12 protein-coding genes are annotated in these 17,163 nt (G+C 42.7%); 1 reads left to right on the forward strand and 11 read right to left on the reverse strand.

Annotated features, from left to right (window positions below):
• Positions 1–35 precede the first annotated feature (35 nt).
• The 5 genes from RM553_RS17475 to RM553_RS17495 form a co-directional block, all read right to left on the reverse strand.
• On the reverse strand, positions 36–2,834 hold the full coding sequence (locus RM553_RS17475) for a right-handed parallel beta-helix repeat-containing protein (RefSeq protein ID WP_311536250.1): 2,799 nt from the start codon (positions 2,832–2,834) through the stop codon (positions 36–38).
• 298 nt (positions 2,835–3,132) lie between these two features.
• Positions 3,133–4,761 carry a glycoside hydrolase family 43 protein gene (locus RM553_RS17480; protein ID WP_311536251.1) on the reverse strand — a complete coding sequence of 543 codons (1,629 nt, stop codon included), beginning with the start codon at positions 4,759–4,761 and terminating at the stop codon, positions 3,133–3,135.
• A 14-nt stretch (positions 4,762–4,775) separates the two neighbouring features.
• Positions 4,776–6,026, reverse strand: coding sequence for a glycoside hydrolase family 88/105 protein (locus RM553_RS17485; protein WP_432271471.1), 1,251 nt, complete (start codon positions 6,024–6,026; stop codon positions 4,776–4,778).
• A 5-nt stretch (positions 6,027–6,031) separates the two neighbouring features.
• The gene (locus RM553_RS17490; RefSeq protein WP_311536253.1) at positions 6,032–7,045 is read right to left on the reverse strand and encodes a DUF4861 family protein; all 1,014 of its coding nucleotides are present in this window, start codon (positions 7,043–7,045) and stop codon (positions 6,032–6,034) included.
• A 34-nt stretch (positions 7,046–7,079) separates the two neighbouring features.
• The gene (locus RM553_RS17495) at positions 7,080–8,504 is read right to left on the reverse strand and encodes a glycoside hydrolase family 28 protein (protein WP_311536254.1); all 1,425 of its coding nucleotides are present in this window, start codon (positions 8,502–8,504) and stop codon (positions 7,080–7,082) included.
• Between the two features lie 439 nt (positions 8,505–8,943).
• Between RM553_RS17495 and RM553_RS17500 the strand changes: the two genes are divergently transcribed.
• On the forward strand, positions 8,944–9,990 hold the full coding sequence (locus tag RM553_RS17500) for a LacI family DNA-binding transcriptional regulator (protein WP_311536255.1): 1,047 nt from the start codon (positions 8,944–8,946) through the stop codon (positions 9,988–9,990).
• A gap of 9 nt (positions 9,991–9,999) precedes the next feature.
• On the opposite strand, the gene RM553_RS17505 is transcribed toward RM553_RS17500, so the two are convergent.
• Genes RM553_RS17505 through RM553_RS17530 form a run of 6 tightly spaced genes read right to left on the reverse strand, consistent with a single transcriptional unit; the run spans position 10,000 to position 17,055 of the window.
• Positions 10,000–11,184, reverse strand: a complete 1,185-nt coding sequence (locus RM553_RS17505; RefSeq protein WP_311536256.1) for a Gfo/Idh/MocA family protein — start codon at positions 11,182–11,184, stop codon at positions 10,000–10,002.
• A gap of 13 nt (positions 11,185–11,197) precedes the next feature.
• Complete coding sequence (locus tag RM553_RS17510) at positions 11,198–12,814, reverse strand: UxaA family hydrolase (protein WP_311536257.1); 1,617 nt, start codon at positions 12,812–12,814, stop codon at positions 11,198–11,200.
• A 13-nt stretch (positions 12,815–12,827) separates the two neighbouring features.
• Positions 12,828–14,288, reverse strand: coding sequence for a tagaturonate reductase (locus RM553_RS17515; protein ID WP_311536258.1), 1,461 nt, complete (start codon positions 14,286–14,288; stop codon positions 12,828–12,830).
• Between the two features lie 19 nt (positions 14,289–14,307).
• Positions 14,308–15,597: a TRAP transporter large permease gene (locus RM553_RS17520; protein WP_311536259.1), complete on the reverse strand. Its 1,290-nt coding sequence runs from the start codon at positions 15,595–15,597 to the stop codon at positions 14,308–14,310.
• Positions 15,594–16,061 carry a TRAP transporter small permease gene (locus RM553_RS17525; RefSeq protein WP_311536260.1) on the reverse strand — a complete coding sequence of 156 codons (468 nt, stop codon included), beginning with the start codon at positions 16,059–16,061 and terminating at the stop codon, positions 15,594–15,596. The genes RM553_RS17520 and RM553_RS17525 overlap by 4 nt, the downstream gene beginning before the upstream one ends.
• Position 16,062: 1 nt before the next feature.
• Complete coding sequence (locus RM553_RS17530) at positions 16,063–17,055, reverse strand: TRAP transporter substrate-binding protein (RefSeq protein ID WP_311536261.1); 993 nt, start codon at positions 17,053–17,055, stop codon at positions 16,063–16,065.
• Positions 17,056–17,163: the final 108 nt, after the last annotated feature.

Raw genomic sequence — 17,163 nt, forward strand, 5'->3', positions numbered from 1 at the left:
CTGAATTTATTTTTACCCGGTTTTTTAATTTTTGATTATGGCTGATAATATTCCATTGGTTCAGATTCCAGCGCTCCAAGATCCGGCGCTTTTCCCGAATAAGATTTTTTAAGCTTAGTGCCTACATTCACCAGCTGACTTCCTTCCGCAGGACGCATAAAACGAATATCCGGCAGACTGCCATCACTTTTCCTTGGTGCCGCCAATTCTGAAGTATCCATTGAAATGAAATCATTTTGATCAATATCTATATTCATCTGCCAGCTGTTGTTCCTTACTTCTTCAACTTCGGCATTATATTTTCCCAAATCCCCAAAAACCAGGTTATTGATAAGGACAATTTTTTCGAGTCCGTTTTTCTCTGAAAAAGCGAAGTTTCTTCCATTTGCTGTAGCAGAACAATTAATAATAGAAACTATTCCGCGGTTACTGTTATGGTCAAACCCATCGCTTGCATTATTTACCGCCATGCAGCGATAGTAAGAGGCGTTGTGTTTACGAGTTTTATTATCGCTTCCACCGGTTTTAAATCCGTTGCCATCCCCTTTTCCCTTGCTGCCGTTCTTTAAATAACCATTATTGAACGCCCAGCAGTTTTCGTAGGTGGTCTTGACATTATCGGCCTCGCGAAGGTAGCCGTCCCAGCCATCGTCCAGGTTGTTCCAGGCGCGGCAACCTATAAATTTGTTCCCCGAACCCACATCCATTTTCACGGCAAAACCATCGGCATTTTCAAGTTTGGAATCGGCATTATAGTAGGAATCGCAGTTTAAAATGGTATTATTTGAAGCCCCATCGTCCAGCTGAAGGCCGGTATCGGCACATTCAGAAAAACTGCAAAATTCAATCATGTTATTATTTCCCCTTACATGCATCCCATTGTCTCCCGCTTTAAAAAAACGCAGGCCTTTAATATGCCAGTTATCTGCTTTAAGCACGATTCCCTGGTTTGAGGAATTCTCCTCCATTGCCGAAAAGTCCAGTTTTGGACGCTCCCCGCGAGTATCTCCAACCAGGTATATTTTTTCTGAAGCCGTACCGGAATCATTGATATAAATCCGCTCTTTTAGAGCATAATTCCCGGCATGTACAAAAATGGAATCCCCGGGCCTGGCTTTATCTATAGCCTGTACCAACTGCTGTGCATTTTCTACCTCAATTAGAGTTTTCTGTTTTTTTGACTGAAAACCTACCGATACTTTTTTTAAAATATCAGCTTCAGGAATTCCCAAAAAATCGATTTTTTCGCTCTTACCCAGAATTTTTATTGAAGCCCCCTCTTTATTCCTTTTGTATTCAAAATTGTTCAACACTACGTTTTTGCTGTTATATAGCACCAGCGCAGGCCCTTCCTTTTGCAGCACTTTTACATCTTTAAGCTTTATCCCGTCGGCATCTATAATGCTTATACCTTTTCCGGCTTCCAGAATGGCATTTTCGAGGCTCACATTTTGTAATTTCATTTCAGGCAACCCCATAAAGAAGGCCGCGGTATTCGAGCCTGTCGCGGTAATATTCTTCATGTGAATATTGCGGAAGGAGGGCGTTTCTTCGGTTACCGCAACCAGGCTTTCATCACGTGCCTCATCTTCAGCATCCTGGTCTTCCTCAAGAACAGGCGAATTGCCGTTGTAAAAAAGATTGAACCTGATGGCTTCGGTGGGAATATTGATCATATCAATATCAGAAATAAAGATATTCTCCACCACGCCGCCCCGGCCGCGGGTGCTTTTAAACCGCAGGCCCACATCGGTGCCAATAAATGTACAGTTGGAAACATGCACATTTTTCACACCGCCAGACATTTCACTGCCAATTACAAAGCCGCCATGCCCGTGGTAAACGATATTGTTCTTTACAATCACGTTTTGGGTAGTCATTCCGCGCTCCCGGCCATCCTCATTTTTACCCGATTTAAAACAAATCGCATCATCGCCAACATCAAAACTATTGTTATAGATCACCACATTTTTGCAGGATTCCAGGTCCAGCCCGTCCCCATTTTGCGAATACCAGGGGTTTCTAACCGTAAGATTGCGGATGGTAATATCTTCACTCATTAGCGGGTGAATATTCCAGGCCGGCGAATTCTGAAAAGTTGGCCCGTCCAGCAGGATTTTTTTACTGTTGACAATGCTCACCATTACCGGCCTTAGAAAATCTTTTACCGCATTTAGTTCTTCATCTGAAATTTTATCGGGAACGTTAAAATTTGAGGTACTGTTATAGCCTTTTTTAGAACCTTCGGAAGGGAACCACATTTTTTGGTCTTCAGACAGAACCCCGCCAGACTTTACCAGCTCCTCCCATTGAGAAGTGGTCATTTTCCCTTTTTTTACCGGGCGCCAGGCATTCCCGCTGCCGTCAATAATCCCATTCCCGGTAATAGCGATATTTTCCACATCCCGGGCATTGATGGGAGAAACGCAGCGTACGGTATTTAAACCTTCAAAACTGGTGCGTACCAGGGGGTAATCGTTAAAATCTTTGCTGAAAATTATAAAAGCGCCATCCTCCAGGTGCAGGTTTATATTGCTGCGGAAGTGAATGGGCCCGGTAAGCCACATTCCCCTGGGCACAATTATCCTGCCCCCGCCTTTTTCAGCAACACTGGCGATGGCTTTTTCAAAAGCTTCAGTATTTTTCTGAAGGCCATTCCCTACCGCGCCGAAATCCAGGATATTCACCTCGTAATCGAAAAATTCCGGCTCCTGCACCCTGGGCATCTCAAATTCGATATTCTTATAAAGCCAGTCCGTATTCTCCTGTGCAGGAAGCATTCCGAAGCATGAAATTGTGAAGATTGACAGGCATATTTTTATAATTGTTTTCATTTACTTGCTATTTGAAATTTTCATGAGATTCAGAAATATTATCGCTGAATTTTTTTCAGAAATATGAGATGTTGAAACAGGCCTGCCTTGTCAGCAGACAGGCTTCCATAGACGTATTCATTTCAATAATAAAATTTTCCCTTCGGTCATTAATAATTTATTTTGTTTCATATTGTTCATTTTTTGCCTGTCCAAAAAAAACGAACCAAAAAATTCCAACGTAAAGAAGATTGCGGCGTATCCCTACGGCATGAAAATTCCTTTATCACTGGTCTCAGCATGATCTCTGGCATTACTATTATTCACTGATTCTAAAATACTGCACATCGGCATAACCGCCCCTCTTGGCTTCCTGTGTACTCACGCTGAACAAGCCTACCTTGGCGCCAATCCATTTCCCGGGCTTTGCCTGGAAAGCTTCCCCGATATTGGTAAAATTCTGCCCGTCTTCACTATAACTAAAACTGCAAATGGCATTAGGAGCACTCACCTGTACCCGGAAAATAATATGATTAGACTTGATTCGTTTTTCAGCAATGGTTACTTCCTCTTCGCCGTCTATGGCGTTTATTGCCTGGGTTTGCTTAATAATAAAGCCGTCTTTATCATGCGTTAATGTTAAGGTGGCGTAATCCATTCCCATAATAATGAGCCCTGCCCGTTTGCCTTCCTGAGCTTCCTCCGGAAAAAGGCTTATTTTCGTTGTAGCGGTAAAATTTGGGGCCGGAAATTTTTGCAGCAATAAATTTGGGGCCATCCAGAGATTTTCAACATTCACGGGAGTTTTTATAGAAAATAACCTCAGGTAATCGTTCCCCGGAAGCTTAGCGTACCACACCACTTCAGGATTTGCATTCCACTGCCACTGCAGCCCCAGGCTGTCGCCCTTAAATTCGGTAGATTCTGCCGGAGTGACCACAGAATATTCCCCCTTAATCTTTGGTTTCTCATGGGTTTTTACCGGCTCTCCTATGCTATTGCCGTCTTTGTCCTCGCCCATCACCGGCCAGTCATTTTTCCAGCGCATAGGCTGCAAATGCACAATCCTGCCATAAGCCTCCACATCCTGGAAATGATAAAACCAGTCTTCACCTCCGGGCGTTGGCACCCATGCACCCTGGTGCGGACCATTTATTGCTGTACTACCCTGTTCAAGAACAATCTTTTCCTCATAGGGGCCGTAAATATGCTTCGACCTTAGCACCAGCTGCCAGCCGGTGGGCACTCCGCCGGCAGGGGCAAAAATGTAATAATAACCGTTCCTTTTATAAAATTTTGAACCTTCTATGGTTGGCTGATTATCGTGGCCGTCAAAAACATGGCGCCCCGCATCCAGCACCTTGGTGCCTTCAGCATTCATTTTATTCACCGAAAGAAGGCTTTTCACTCCCGCGCGGCTTCCCGCGTAAGCGTGAACCAGGTAAGCCCGACCATCGTCGTCCCAAAGCGGGGAGGGATCTATCAGGCCCCTGCCCTTCATAACCAGCACCGGTTTTTCCCAGTTCCCGTAAGGATCATCGGTCTTTACCATATAAATTCCATGATCTGGATCTCCCCAGTAAATGTAAAGTTCATTCTTATGGGAGCGGATGCTCGGAGCCCACACGCCATTCCCGTGCTGCGGAACCCCAAAAGTTTCTTCCGGCACCTGCTTGGGTAAAGCGTAGTTGATCAATTTCCAGTTCACCATATCTTTGGAATGCAAAATGGGCAAACCTGGCGCCGCGTTAAAGCTGGAAGCCGTCATGTAATAATCTTCACCTACCCTGGTAACATCTGGATCGGAATAATCGGCATAAAGTACAGGATTCGTGTAGGTCCCATCCTCATTATCGGAAACCCATACTTCAGATTTATAATTACCTGAATCCTGCGCGAGAAGATTCAGATTAATTAATAAAAAAGCGAGTATTGAAGAATTCCTCATTTTCCTGTTTGGGCTTATCGGTTTAACTGAAGGCTGGCCAAAATAAATGGCCCGGTACCTTTCGGGTCGTTGCTCCTTATCTTTTCATTCACATAATATTCATAAGACGCATCCCGGTAAGGATCGCCTCCAAGCCCGGCTACCGCGCAAACCTGGTTAAGGTTTACCACCCCGTTTTTCTCTACGCTTATAAGGTTTCGAAGAATTCCATCATAGGCCTTTTCAGCAACCTCCATATATTTTTCTGGCAGATATCCTTTTTTAACACCTTTGGCGAAGGTGTAAGTGAACATGGAAGAACCTGATGCCTCCAGGTAATTTCCTTCCCGGTTACCCTGGTCCAGAACCTGGTACCAAAGGCCGGATTCTTTATCCTGTACTTTGGTAACGGCTTCTGCAAATTCGTTTAAATATCTTATGATTTTTTCCCGGCCTTCATGATCTTCCGGAAGATAATCCAGCACATCTACCATAGCCATTCCGTACCAGCCCATGGCGCGAGACCAGAAGTTAGGGGAAGTACCCGTTTCCTTATCGGCCCATTTTTGCTGTTTGCTGGAGTCCCATCCATGGTAAAGCAGGCCTGTTTTCTCATCTTTCGCATACTCCTGAATGAGATCGAACTGGTGCACAATATCATCATAAGCAGCCTGTGCTTTTTCCCCTTCGCTAAACATTTGGGTATAATGGGCATAAAACGGCTCGGCCATATATAAGCCGTCCAGCCACATTTGCTGGGTATAGCGTTTTTTATGCCAGAAACCACCTTCTTTGGTTCTGGGCTGGGTTTCTATCTGACTTCTTAATAACTTTAAAGCCTCGAGAAACCGCTCTTCTTTTGTCTTTGGATACAAATACAAAAGCACATTTCCCGAATTTAGCATATCCAGGTTCTGGTCGCTTAACTTGTAGGTTCTTATCTCACCTTGATTGGTAACCATGGTATCGGCATAATCATAGATATAATCATAATATTGCTGTTTATTTGTTTCCTCATAAACCTCTTTGGCTGCTTTTAAAACGAGTCCGTTGGTATAGCTCCATTTAGGCTCCTCCCTAAAATCAAGTTTAGAGGCTTCAGGGAAACGCTTCATTTCTGAAAGCATCATTCTTTCAGACCATTTTAAATCTTCAGGAACAATTTGCTCCTGCTCTGGGGCAGCGAGTTCTTCACCTTTCTTTTCTTCAGTATTTTTACAGCCCATTATTGAAGTAATGGTAAAAAATATAGTAAATAAACGACCGGCGTTTTTCTGAACATTCATCATTCTTATTGTAAATTATCGTTTGAATCTAATGTCTGTAGGAGTTCATCAAGATTTGAAACAAAACCTTCTTCTGTGGTAATTCCGCCTTTTTCCTGCTCCCAGGCACCCAGGAGATAATAAGTGATCTTATCTGAAGTAGGTTTAAAAACCAGCAGGTGATCATCTGGCCCTTCCACCTGCTGCTCCAGCTGTTCTGGTTTATAAAATATGGCCATTCCCAGTTTGTCTTCATCATTTACCAGGGTTTGGGTACCATAAGTGGCAATATATGCCCAATTCCCCCCTGCGCTTTCTTTTTGCATTAAAGGCACATCTTCAAACTTTACAATTCCCGTAGTAAGACCTTCAATTTCTTCGGAAGGTGTTAATTCCACCTTTAATTCCCGGCCTTCGGGATAAATAGTAATTTGCGAGTCAAGATCTATGGTATCCCGGCCTGTACTCCAGCCTTTATAATTTATTTCAACGGAAGAACTGCCGGCAGAATTACTTACCCGGGCCTGGGTGTTCTCCACATTTCTGAAATGCGCCACGGTATCGTTCATATATCTTCCATACCCTCCAATTCCAAGGGATTTTCCTGCTTTCAGAATATCCTGCCCCCATGGAGCCGGTTCATGGTAAGAATCGAAATTATCCTGCCCCACGTATGGTAATACCAGCGTATCCACTTTTTTTCCGAAGATATCTATGGCGTTTCGCCAGTCGAGATACAAACGGTAACCAACCTGAGCATTTTCCCAACCCGGACCTTCATACCTGATGAACCAGCTATGGTCTGTATGTTCTTTAGGAACATCCAGCTTCTCCACATTTTTGAATTGTCCATCAATATATTCCCGGCCTTCCCAGTGTCCTCCTTCTTTTACGGATATCTCGGCATAGGTATCATAATTATAATCATCTACCTTTAAAGTATCTTCAGCCTCTTCGGAAGAATTATTATCCTTCTTCCCATCATTACAGGAAATGAGGGCAAAGGCAGCTAAAACAGGTAAAACAGCTATTTTTTTCATGATTCAAATGATTTTTGTTGAGTTATTGCTTTGGTTAGTATTCTTTGCCATTAATAGTAGTATTTACAAATGTTACAGGTTCACAATTTTCAACCTGCAGCGGAGTTTCTGTATTCTTAATAGTAACATTTTTAAGCTTTACATTCTGCACCGGGGATTGCTCCCGCCCTTTAATCAGCAGGCCGTATTCTCCCCCGTTTTCCACCACCACATTTTCTAACAGAATATTTTTAATTGTAGGTATAAATTCCCCTTCCTGGTTGGCATAGATACCGTAATAGGTGTTAATTTTTAACACGGCCTCTTTCACCTGCCCCACCTGAAGGTCTTTTACATAAACGTCTTCCACGAATCCTCCGCGAAGCGTATTGGTTTTTATTCGAATTGCACGGTCCAGGTTGGGACTGTCCATTTGGCAATTCCTCACAAAAACATTTCTCACGCCTGCAGAAATTTCACTTCCCATTACCACTCCGCCGTGGCCATCTTTCATCACGCAGTCCTCAACGATAATATTTTCGCTGGGAATAGCAACCCGGCGACCGTCATTGTTCCGCCCGGATTTTATGGCAATACAATCATCTCCCGTATCAAAAAGGCAGTTTTTAATGTGGACGTTCTTAGAATATTCGGGGTCACAACCATCATTATTAGGACCATGGCTCCTCACTGTCACGCCATCTACCGTTACATTATTGCATTTAATTGGGTGCATTACCCAAAATGGCGCGTTGGTAAAAGTTACGCCCTGCACGAGAACGTTTTCGCAACCAAAGGGCTCAAAAAATGTTGGCCGCAGGTTATAACCTTCCCCAAAAGTACGTTCCTCAACCGCTACGCCATCTTCATTCATTTTACGCAGCCTTGGCAGATTTTGCTCATCTGTTTGTTTGGGCATACCTTCTTTATATCCATATTCTTCTTTTCCAACCCAATCCCACCAGTTCTTGTTGTCTGCCCGGCCATTGAAAACTCCTTTTCCCGTTACCGCTATATTTTCCTGGTTGAAGGCATAAATAAGCGGGGAATAATTCATGAGTTCCACTCCTTCATAAGAGGTGTGGACCATAGGAAGATAATCGGATTTATCTTGTGAAAAGAGAATTTCTGCGCCTTCAGCTAAATGAAAATTCACATTGCTTTTTAAATGAATTGGGCCGGTAACATACTTTCCGGCAGGAACCAAAACCATTCCTCCCCCGGCGGCATTACAATCGGCTATCGCCTTTCTAAAAGCTTCAGAATTATTGGTACTGCCATCGGCCTTTGCTCCATATTCTGTCACATCAAAGGTGCGGTTAGGGAAGTGCGGCACTACAATATCCTCAAGAATTTTATCAGCCCTATTCCAGGCTTTTTCAGAAGATAATTCCGTTTTCCCGGCTTTACAAGACAGGAAAAGTAAAAAGCCCATAACTGATAAAAGCGCAGAGAGCTTTGCAAAAATTTTTAATTTCATATACCAAATTTTGTAATCGATTGCACTAAAATAATAAAGCTTTACTAATCAGCATAATTTTTTCTCTTAAAAATAACAAATCAGCAAAAAATACTAATTCATACTTTTAATTTGACGTTTTAAAAGTGAAATAATATGAAATTTACTACCGCCTTTTTGCCCCAGTACCAGATGAATAATTTCTTTAATGCTGCACTTTATTTTCTATACGCTATTAAAAATTTTAAAAAGAATAAGCTACAATTATATTGAAATAAGTAGCTTTTACTTTAATTTGTAATCGATTACGTAAATAAAATAGAATTTGCTAAAAGGCAAAAATTTTATTTATTTTTAAAAAATCTGTATCTAATCATTTGTCAGGAGCAGTCCGAAGCCAATCCATAAGTTGTTTATTTTGGAATTAGGACTGTTTATGATAAGCTCTATTATACTTTAAATGAAGCAAAAGGAAAAAGTTACCATTTATGACATTTCCAAAAAGTTGAATATAAGTGCTGCCACGGTATCCCGGGCACTTAATCAAAATCCGAAAATCAGCGAAAAAACCAGGAAGCTAGTCGCGGAAACAGCCCTGGAAATGAATTACAAACAAAACCGGTTAGCCCAGGCTCTTAAGAGCGGCCGGACCAACAACGTGGGGGTTATTGTTCCGTATATTAACCGGAGCTTTTTCTCTTCGGTGATCCGCGGGATTGAAGAAGAGCTCACGCCCCATGGGTATCATGTAATTATCTGCCAGTCCCATGAAGAAGTGAAAAATGAGATCAACCAGTTGAACGCTCTCTTAAACACGCAGATTGACGGAATTTTTATGTCTGTTTCCAAAACCACCAAAAATACAGATCACATTAAAAAAGCCCTGGCAGAGAATACGCCTTTAATATTTTTTGACAGGAAGATAGAAGTGCCGGGCGTGAGTTCTGTGGTGCTGGATGATTTTAAGGCGGGCTTTATGGCTACAGAACATTTAATTAAGGAAGGTTGTAATAAAATCGCCCATCTTTCCGGAGATATCAACCTGGAAATTTACAAAAACCGGTATGAGGGTTATAAATCGGCTCTCAAGAAACATGGTTTTACGCCAAATCCGGAGCACATTATCCAGACCAACAGTAAAATTGAATCCGGCCAGCAGGCAGTAGCGCAACTTTGGGAATGTGATGAGAAGCCAGACGCAATATTTTCAGCCGGTGATTATTCTGCTTTAGGTGCAATTCAGGAACTTAAAAGCCGGAATATCAGGATTCCCGAAGACGTATGTGTGGTAGGCTTCAGTAACGAGCCATTTACAAAATATATGGAATTACCGATAACGTCTATGGACCAGACTCCACAACTAATGGGGAAAATCGCTGCGCAGGTATTCCTGGAGCAGGTAAAAGGCACCAAGGCCGTGAGCATAGAAAAAAAGGTTGTTCTTTCTCCCGAACTTTTTGTTCGCAATTCTTCCGGAAGGAGTATATTGAAAACAGTAACAGGTTAATAAAGCTTCCTAAACAGCAGGAATTTCAGTTTCCAAACCTTTTTGTTCCGCAGAAAGATAAGCAGCATAGATGGTGGCTATCACATCTCCGGCAAGATTACTGTCACTTTCCAGATTCTCCCCCAGGCCTATAGTTCGGTAAAAAGCTTCCATTTCATGCTGATAGCCGTTAAACCAGGCTTCATCGGGAGAAATACTGGACCAGCCCTGCTTGGTCCCGGTTTTTTCAACCACATAAATATCATCAAAATTACTATGCACAGGATTATAGGTTTGCATAGCGTTATTGGGAGTGAGATTACAAATACTACGATGATTATTTGCATGCACCTCCAGGTAATTTTTGACTCCACCCTGAAGCAGCTCACTGGCAACAATATCGGCCACCGTTCCATCTTCAAAAACTATGTGAGTGGTGGCATAATCCTCAACATCGGTATAAGAATCCCGTAGATGTAATTCATTTTCAAAATTAGGCATCCTGGTAATGGCATGGGTTCTGCAGCTTACAGATTTTGGCCGTATGGGTTTACCATTACGCACCTTACCTTCCACATGTTTAAGATAAATTGCGCCGGTTAGCGGATGGCAACCTTTGCCCATAAGTGAGCCACCGCCGGAAAGTTTCCATTTACCATAATCTTTGGAATGGGAGCCGGAATGGGATTGTTGTGCCTGGATCCACAGGACCTGGGCATTTGTTTTCTCTATTACTTCCTTCTCCTTCTGGATGGCCGGGGCATAAACCCAGTTTTCAGCATACAAAATACGGCCTTTACTTTTCTTCTCGGCCTTTATGATATTCCTGATACTTTGCAATGCGTGCTGAAGCCCTTCCTCCCTTGAAAAACTATCGCCCGAAAAATCTTCCTTGTCATTTCCGAAGTAACCGGTAAGTGGTTTTTCTATAATAACATCTTTATCATGCTGAAGTATTTCCACCGCAAGAGGTTCATGTGTTACCGGCGGAGTGCATAGATGAAGCACATCTGAATCCCTGATAAGTTCTTCAAGACTTTTATAGGATTCTACTCCTTTTTCTAAAGAAAACCTCTTCAGGTTGTCGGGATTGGGGGAATAAGCCCCTGTGATTTTAATTTTGACACCGTATACCCTCTGCAGAGCATCAAAGTGAAATCTTGCCGCGAAACCGGAACCTACTATGCCTGCCCGTACAACCTGTTTTTCATCCATCTTCTGTTATTTATTATAGTGAAACGCCACGCTTCCATGGAATAAAATCATCCTGATCCAGCTCATCTGCCTTCGATCTAATTTTACCCTCAGCCACATTAATAATATATTCAAAAAGTTCCTCTCCCATTTCAGGGATAGTCTTTTCCCCTTTAATTACTGCTCCTGCATCCACATCAATAATATCGGGCATTCTCCCGGCAAGTGTAGAATTAGAAGATAATTTTATAATAGGGGCAACCGGGTTTCCCGTTGGAGTTCCCAGGCCGGTCGTAAATACCACCACATTGGCCCCGGAACCTACCATTCCCGTAGTACTTTCCACATCATTTCCCGGGGTACAAAGCAAATTGAGGCCCGGTTTGGTAACATATTCCCCATAATCCAGCACCGCCTGTATAGGTGAAGTCCCACCTTTTTTTGCGGCCCCGGCAGATTTCATCGCATCGGTTATTAATCCGTCCTTGATATTTCCCGGCGAGGGATTCATATCAAAGCCCGAACCTGAAGCTTCCGCTGCATTTTCATAAGCCTTCATGAGTGCCATAAACTTAGTTGCAGTTTCATCATCCACACAGCGGTTTACCAGCTCCTGCTCCACCCCACATAATTCGGGAAATTCAGATAAAATTGGAGAACCGCCTAAAGCTGCTAAAATATCTGAAGCATATCCTAAAGCAGGATTGGCCGAAATTCCCGAGAACCCATCAGATCCGCCACATTCCAATCCTAATTTCAGTTTAGACAAAGGCGCAGGCTGCCGCTTTATTTCGTTGGCTTTTTTAATCCCTTCATAGGAATCCCTGATGATTTTATTCAGCATTTCATCTACCGTTCCTTCCTGTTGCTGTTCATAAATAAGCACAGGTTTTTTTATGTCCGGATTTATAGCCTCCAGGGATTTTTTAAAAATATCGATCTGCAGGTTTTGACAACCCAGGCTGAGTACCGTCGCGCCTGCCACATTGGGGTTATTTACATAACCTGCGAGTAACTTGGAAAGCATTACCGCATCCTGACGTATTCCTCCACAGCCACCCTGGTGGGTAATGAATTTGACTTCAATATTGTCAAAAATGCCGGTTTCCTCTTCTTCAAAATCAACAGTGGCATCTTCATCTTTCCCCCTGATTAAATTTCGAAGTAACTGGCGTTGTTTCGCCGATTTATGAAAAGAGAATTCCTTTTCAAAAACATCCTTGAGGAGTTCCACGTTTCTGTTTTCACAAAAAACCAGGGGAAAAAACAACCACACATTCGCAGTTCCTACCTGCCCGTCTGGCCTGTGATATCCCATAAAAGTGCGATCTTTCCACTTGGAAACATCGGGAGCTTTCCAGGTAGTAGTTTCCGTTTTTTGAGTAGTCTGGCTCGCCTGGTGCCTTACATTTTCAGTCGTTAACCTATCCCCTTTCTTTATTCCTGAAACAGCCTTTCCCACCAGCACACCATACATAAATATTTTATCCTCCGGCTGCAGGTCCACCATGGCGATCTTGTGTTTAGCCTGTGTATCACTTAGTACAATTATTTCTTCACCTTCAAACAGGAGGCGGTCCCCCTGCCATAAATCTACCAGGGCAATGGCTACGTTATCATCAGGATGAACTTTTATCAATTTGCTTTTCATAACTTTTTTCTTTCTAAAATTTATCGGAAAAAACTTCAAAACCTTCCTGTACGCCCTTTGCTTCAATTAGCTCCAGGGCCAAAGCTATTTTTTCCTCCAGTTGCGGCACCGTTCTCAGGTCTTTGTCCCAAAACTCTTCATTCTTTAAAACACGTTCTGCTATTTCTTTATAGCTATGCTGTTCCCAGGCATGTTTTAATTCTGAAGTCGTTTTTTTATCATCATTTACCGGAAGGCTGTTCCCATTCCAGGTGCCTTGGTAAAACCTTATAAGACATGCGAATGCAAAGGTAAGGCGTAAAGGCAATCGATTGTATTTTTTTTGAAAAGTTAACAAACTCGGCAATACCCTAACCTTAAATTTTGAAATACTATTTAAGGCAATGCTGGAGAGCTGGTGCCTGATAAACGGATTTCTGAACCTGTCGAAAACTTCTTCTGCAAAGGAATTCAATTCTTCTTCAGATAGTTGAAGTGTGGGATTTATTTCTTTAAATACGGCTTCCCTAATGAATTTCCCGGTAAATTCATGATCTACGGTTTCTTTCACTGTTTCATTTCCAAAGAGAATAGAAAACGGAACCATAGTGGTATGCGCCCCATTCAGGATGCGCACTTTCCTTGTGCGGTAAGGCTGAAGGTCTTCTACAATTTTAATATTTTCATCAATTTTATCAAATGGTATCTTAGCTTTTAATTGCTCTCCGCCCTCTATCACCCATAATAAGAAGACTTCCGCAGAAACAATTAATTTATCCTCCAGTTCCAACTCATTTTGATAAGATTCTATATCATCTTTTGGGTAACCAGGAACAATGCGGTCTACAAGGGTGTTATGAAAATCATTATGATTTTTAACCCAGGCCACAAATTCTTCTTCCAGCTCCCATAGCCCGGCATACTTCAGGATAATTTCCTTTAAAGTATCGGCATTATAATTAATAAGTTCGCAGGGGATAATGCTTAAACCCTTATCTGGGGCTCCCCAAAAATGTTTGAAGCGCCTGTAAAGAAGAGCGGTTACTTTGGCTGGAAAACTCTTGTGTGGTGTTTCATCAAGCGCATCAGTTTCGTCAAAAGCGATCCCCGCTTCTGTAGTATTGGAAATTAAAAAATTAAGCTCTTCTTCCTCAGCTAAATTTAGATAGGCCTCGTAATCTTTATAAGGATTAATGCCCTTTTGGATGCAGGAAATGGTTTCTTTTTGCTGAATTTCCTCGCCCTTTTTCACTCCCTTCATGAACAGGTTGTAAAGCCCGTCCTGTTCATTCAGCATATCGATCAATCCGCCAGACAAAGGTTGCACCACGGCCACACCGGCATTAAAACCGGCTTTTTTGTTCAGCTGGTCGATTATATAATCTACAAAAGCCCTCAGGAAATTTCCTTCCCCATACTGAATAACCTTGATGGGAAGCTTATGGTCAAGCCCTGCATTTGCGCGGTTAAGTTTTTTAGTCGTTGTATTTTCCATAATTTTTTGATGGTTAATTTTATTCAAATAAACTTGGCAGCCAAAGGCTGATGGCAGGGATAAAAGTTACCAGCAACAAGACAATAGCCATTACAAGGTAGAGCGGAAGCAGCGGTTTTATCACTTTTTGAAGCGTGGTTTTGGCCACGCCAACCCCAATAAAAAGCACTGCACCAACAGGCGGTGTACATAATCCCACGCATAAATTCATCACCATGATGATCCCAAAATGTACCGGATCTACGCCCAGATTTACCATTACCGGTAGAAAGATTGGCGTGAAAATGAGCACCGCCGGGGTCATATCCATAAATGTTCCCACGAACAACAACAGCAGGTTGATAATAAGTAGGATCACATATTTATTTTCACTAAGGTTTAATAAAGCTGAACTTACCGACTGCGGAATATTTTCGTAAGACATCACCCAGGACATACTCATGGACGTGGCGATAAGCAGCATTACAATGGCCGTTGTTCCCACAGAACTTAAAAATACGTTGTAAAGCATTTTTGGGTTAAGTTCCCCGTAAATAAGAGAAAGGATCAGGCAGTAAAGCACCGCTATTCCGGAAGCCTCGGTAGCTGTGAAAATCCCCGTAACTATTCCTCCAATTACCACTACCAGTAACAATAAACTTGGTAGCGCATTTAGGAAAGTAGAGGCAATTTTTCCAAAACTACTGGCATTTCCGGCAGGATATTTTTTCTTTTTAATCCATATCGCCGCCACCAGCATAAGAGCCAGCCCCATTAAAATTCCGGGGAGATACCCCGCTAAAAAGAGCGATGCAATAGAAACTCCGCCACTGGCAAGGGAATATACAATCAGGATATTTGATGGTGGAATCACCAGCCCTGTGGTGGAAGAAGTCACGTTAATAGCCGCACCAAATTCACGGGAATAATTTTCCCTTTCCATAGGTGGGCCAAGGATCCCTCCAATAGCTGAGGCCGCAGCAACGGCAGAACCGGAAATTGCCCCAAAAAGCATGGCCGCGATTACATTTACATAAACCAGTCCGCCGGGAAGCGAACCAATGAGCGCTTTGGCAAAGTTTATAAGCCGGTTGGCAATCCCCCCCTGATTCATTATTTGTCCTGCGAGAATAAAGAAGGGAATAGCCAGTAAAGCAAAGCTATCCAGCCCGGTTCCCATACGTTGGGCAACGGTGGTAAAAGCTGCCAGGGAGTCTATTGTTGCCAGCATGGTAAACAGACAGGAAAGGCCAATAGACCAGGCAACAGGCACGCCAATTGCCAGTAACACCACAAACGAAATGACCAGGATTAGAATTTCTGAAATCATACTAAATACTTTTGGGGATTTAAAATCTCATTGATTTTATAGATTATGATAAGGACGCCGCTTAGCGGAATAACGAAATAAACGATGTACAGCGGAATTTCCAGGGCTGCAGAACGCTGCCCCAGGTCGTAACTGACATACACAAGGTTTCCGCCGCCTACAATGAGTACGGTAATACAAAAGAAAATGATCAAAATATTGATCCCAATCCTCAATCGTTTTCGATTTACTGCATTCAATTTCTCTTCAAGCAGGTTAATTGACAGATGTGCCTGCTGCCCTGCGGCATAAGCCGCTCCCAATATCCCGATCCAGATGAGCAGGTATCTTGCCAGTTCCTCTGTTATGGAACTGGGCGACTGCATGACATACCTGGAAAACACCTGCCATAAAACAGCAACAACCATGATCGCCATGAGGAGTACTAAAATCCCTCCCAGAATTCTATCTAAGCTTCTTTTCATATTATTCGACTGCTTGTATTTCTTCTATGATTTTTGCCATCTTTGGGTCCTGGCTAAATTCCTTGTACATGGGCTGTACTTTTTCACGGAATTTTTCTTTATCGGCTTCAATAACCGTAACCCCGGCTTCCTGTATTTGTTCCAAAGCCTCTAACTCGGCTTCCCTCCAAAGTTTCTTTTCATATTCTGAAGATTCCATAGCGGCCTCTTTCAGCCACTGCTGCTCCTGTTCAGAAAGGTCGTTCCAAACGGGAGTCCCAATTACCAGCTCATCCGGCAAGGCAGTGTGTTCATCTACAAGAAAATATTTGCATACTTCATAATGCCGAGACAGGTAAAAACTGGGCAAATTATTTTCAGCGCCATCAACAATTCCCTGCTGGAGAGCAGTGTAAAGCTCCCCCCAGGCAATGGGCGTAGGAGAACCACCTAAATTTTTTACCATATTTATTGCCGTCTGGCTTTCCATTACCCTTAGTTTTAGCCCCTCCAGGTCTTCTGGGGTTTTAATTGGAGTTTTAGCATAAAAACTACGGCTTCCGGCATCATAAAAGGTAAGTCCCTTTAACCTTTTATCTATACTGGAATTAAGGAAGTCTTCTCCTATCTCACTTTCCAATACCGTAAAACGATGTTCCCTGTCCCGAAACAAAAACGGCAGGCCGAAAACTTTTAATCCCGGTGCAAAATTTTCCATTACTCCGGTTGATACCTTAGTCATTCCCAGGCTGCCAATCTGCAAAAGCTCTAAGGTCTCCCGTTCTGAACCCAGTTGCTGACTGGGATAAATATCAATCTGCATTTTACCACCGGACTTTTCAGCTACACGATCGGCCATAAATACCATGGCTTTATGCACCGGATGGCTTACATCCAGGCCATGCCCAAGTTTGATTACCCTGGTTTTATCATTCTTTTCACAGCTCATCACAGTAAAAAGCACCAGCCCGGCAAGCAGGAAGTTGAACAAATATTTAAATTTCAATATTTTCATTTTCTAAAGCTTTCGATAATCTTAATGGCAGAATTTACTTTTTCTGAAATCCCTTCATAATTGAAACTCCCGTCTTCTTTTTTCTGAAAAAGTTTAGAACCGATGCCC

This window comes from Autumnicola tepida (assembly GCF_031846485.1).
GTDB lineage: Bacteria > Bacteroidota > Bacteroidia > Flavobacteriales > Flavobacteriaceae > Autumnicola > Autumnicola tepida.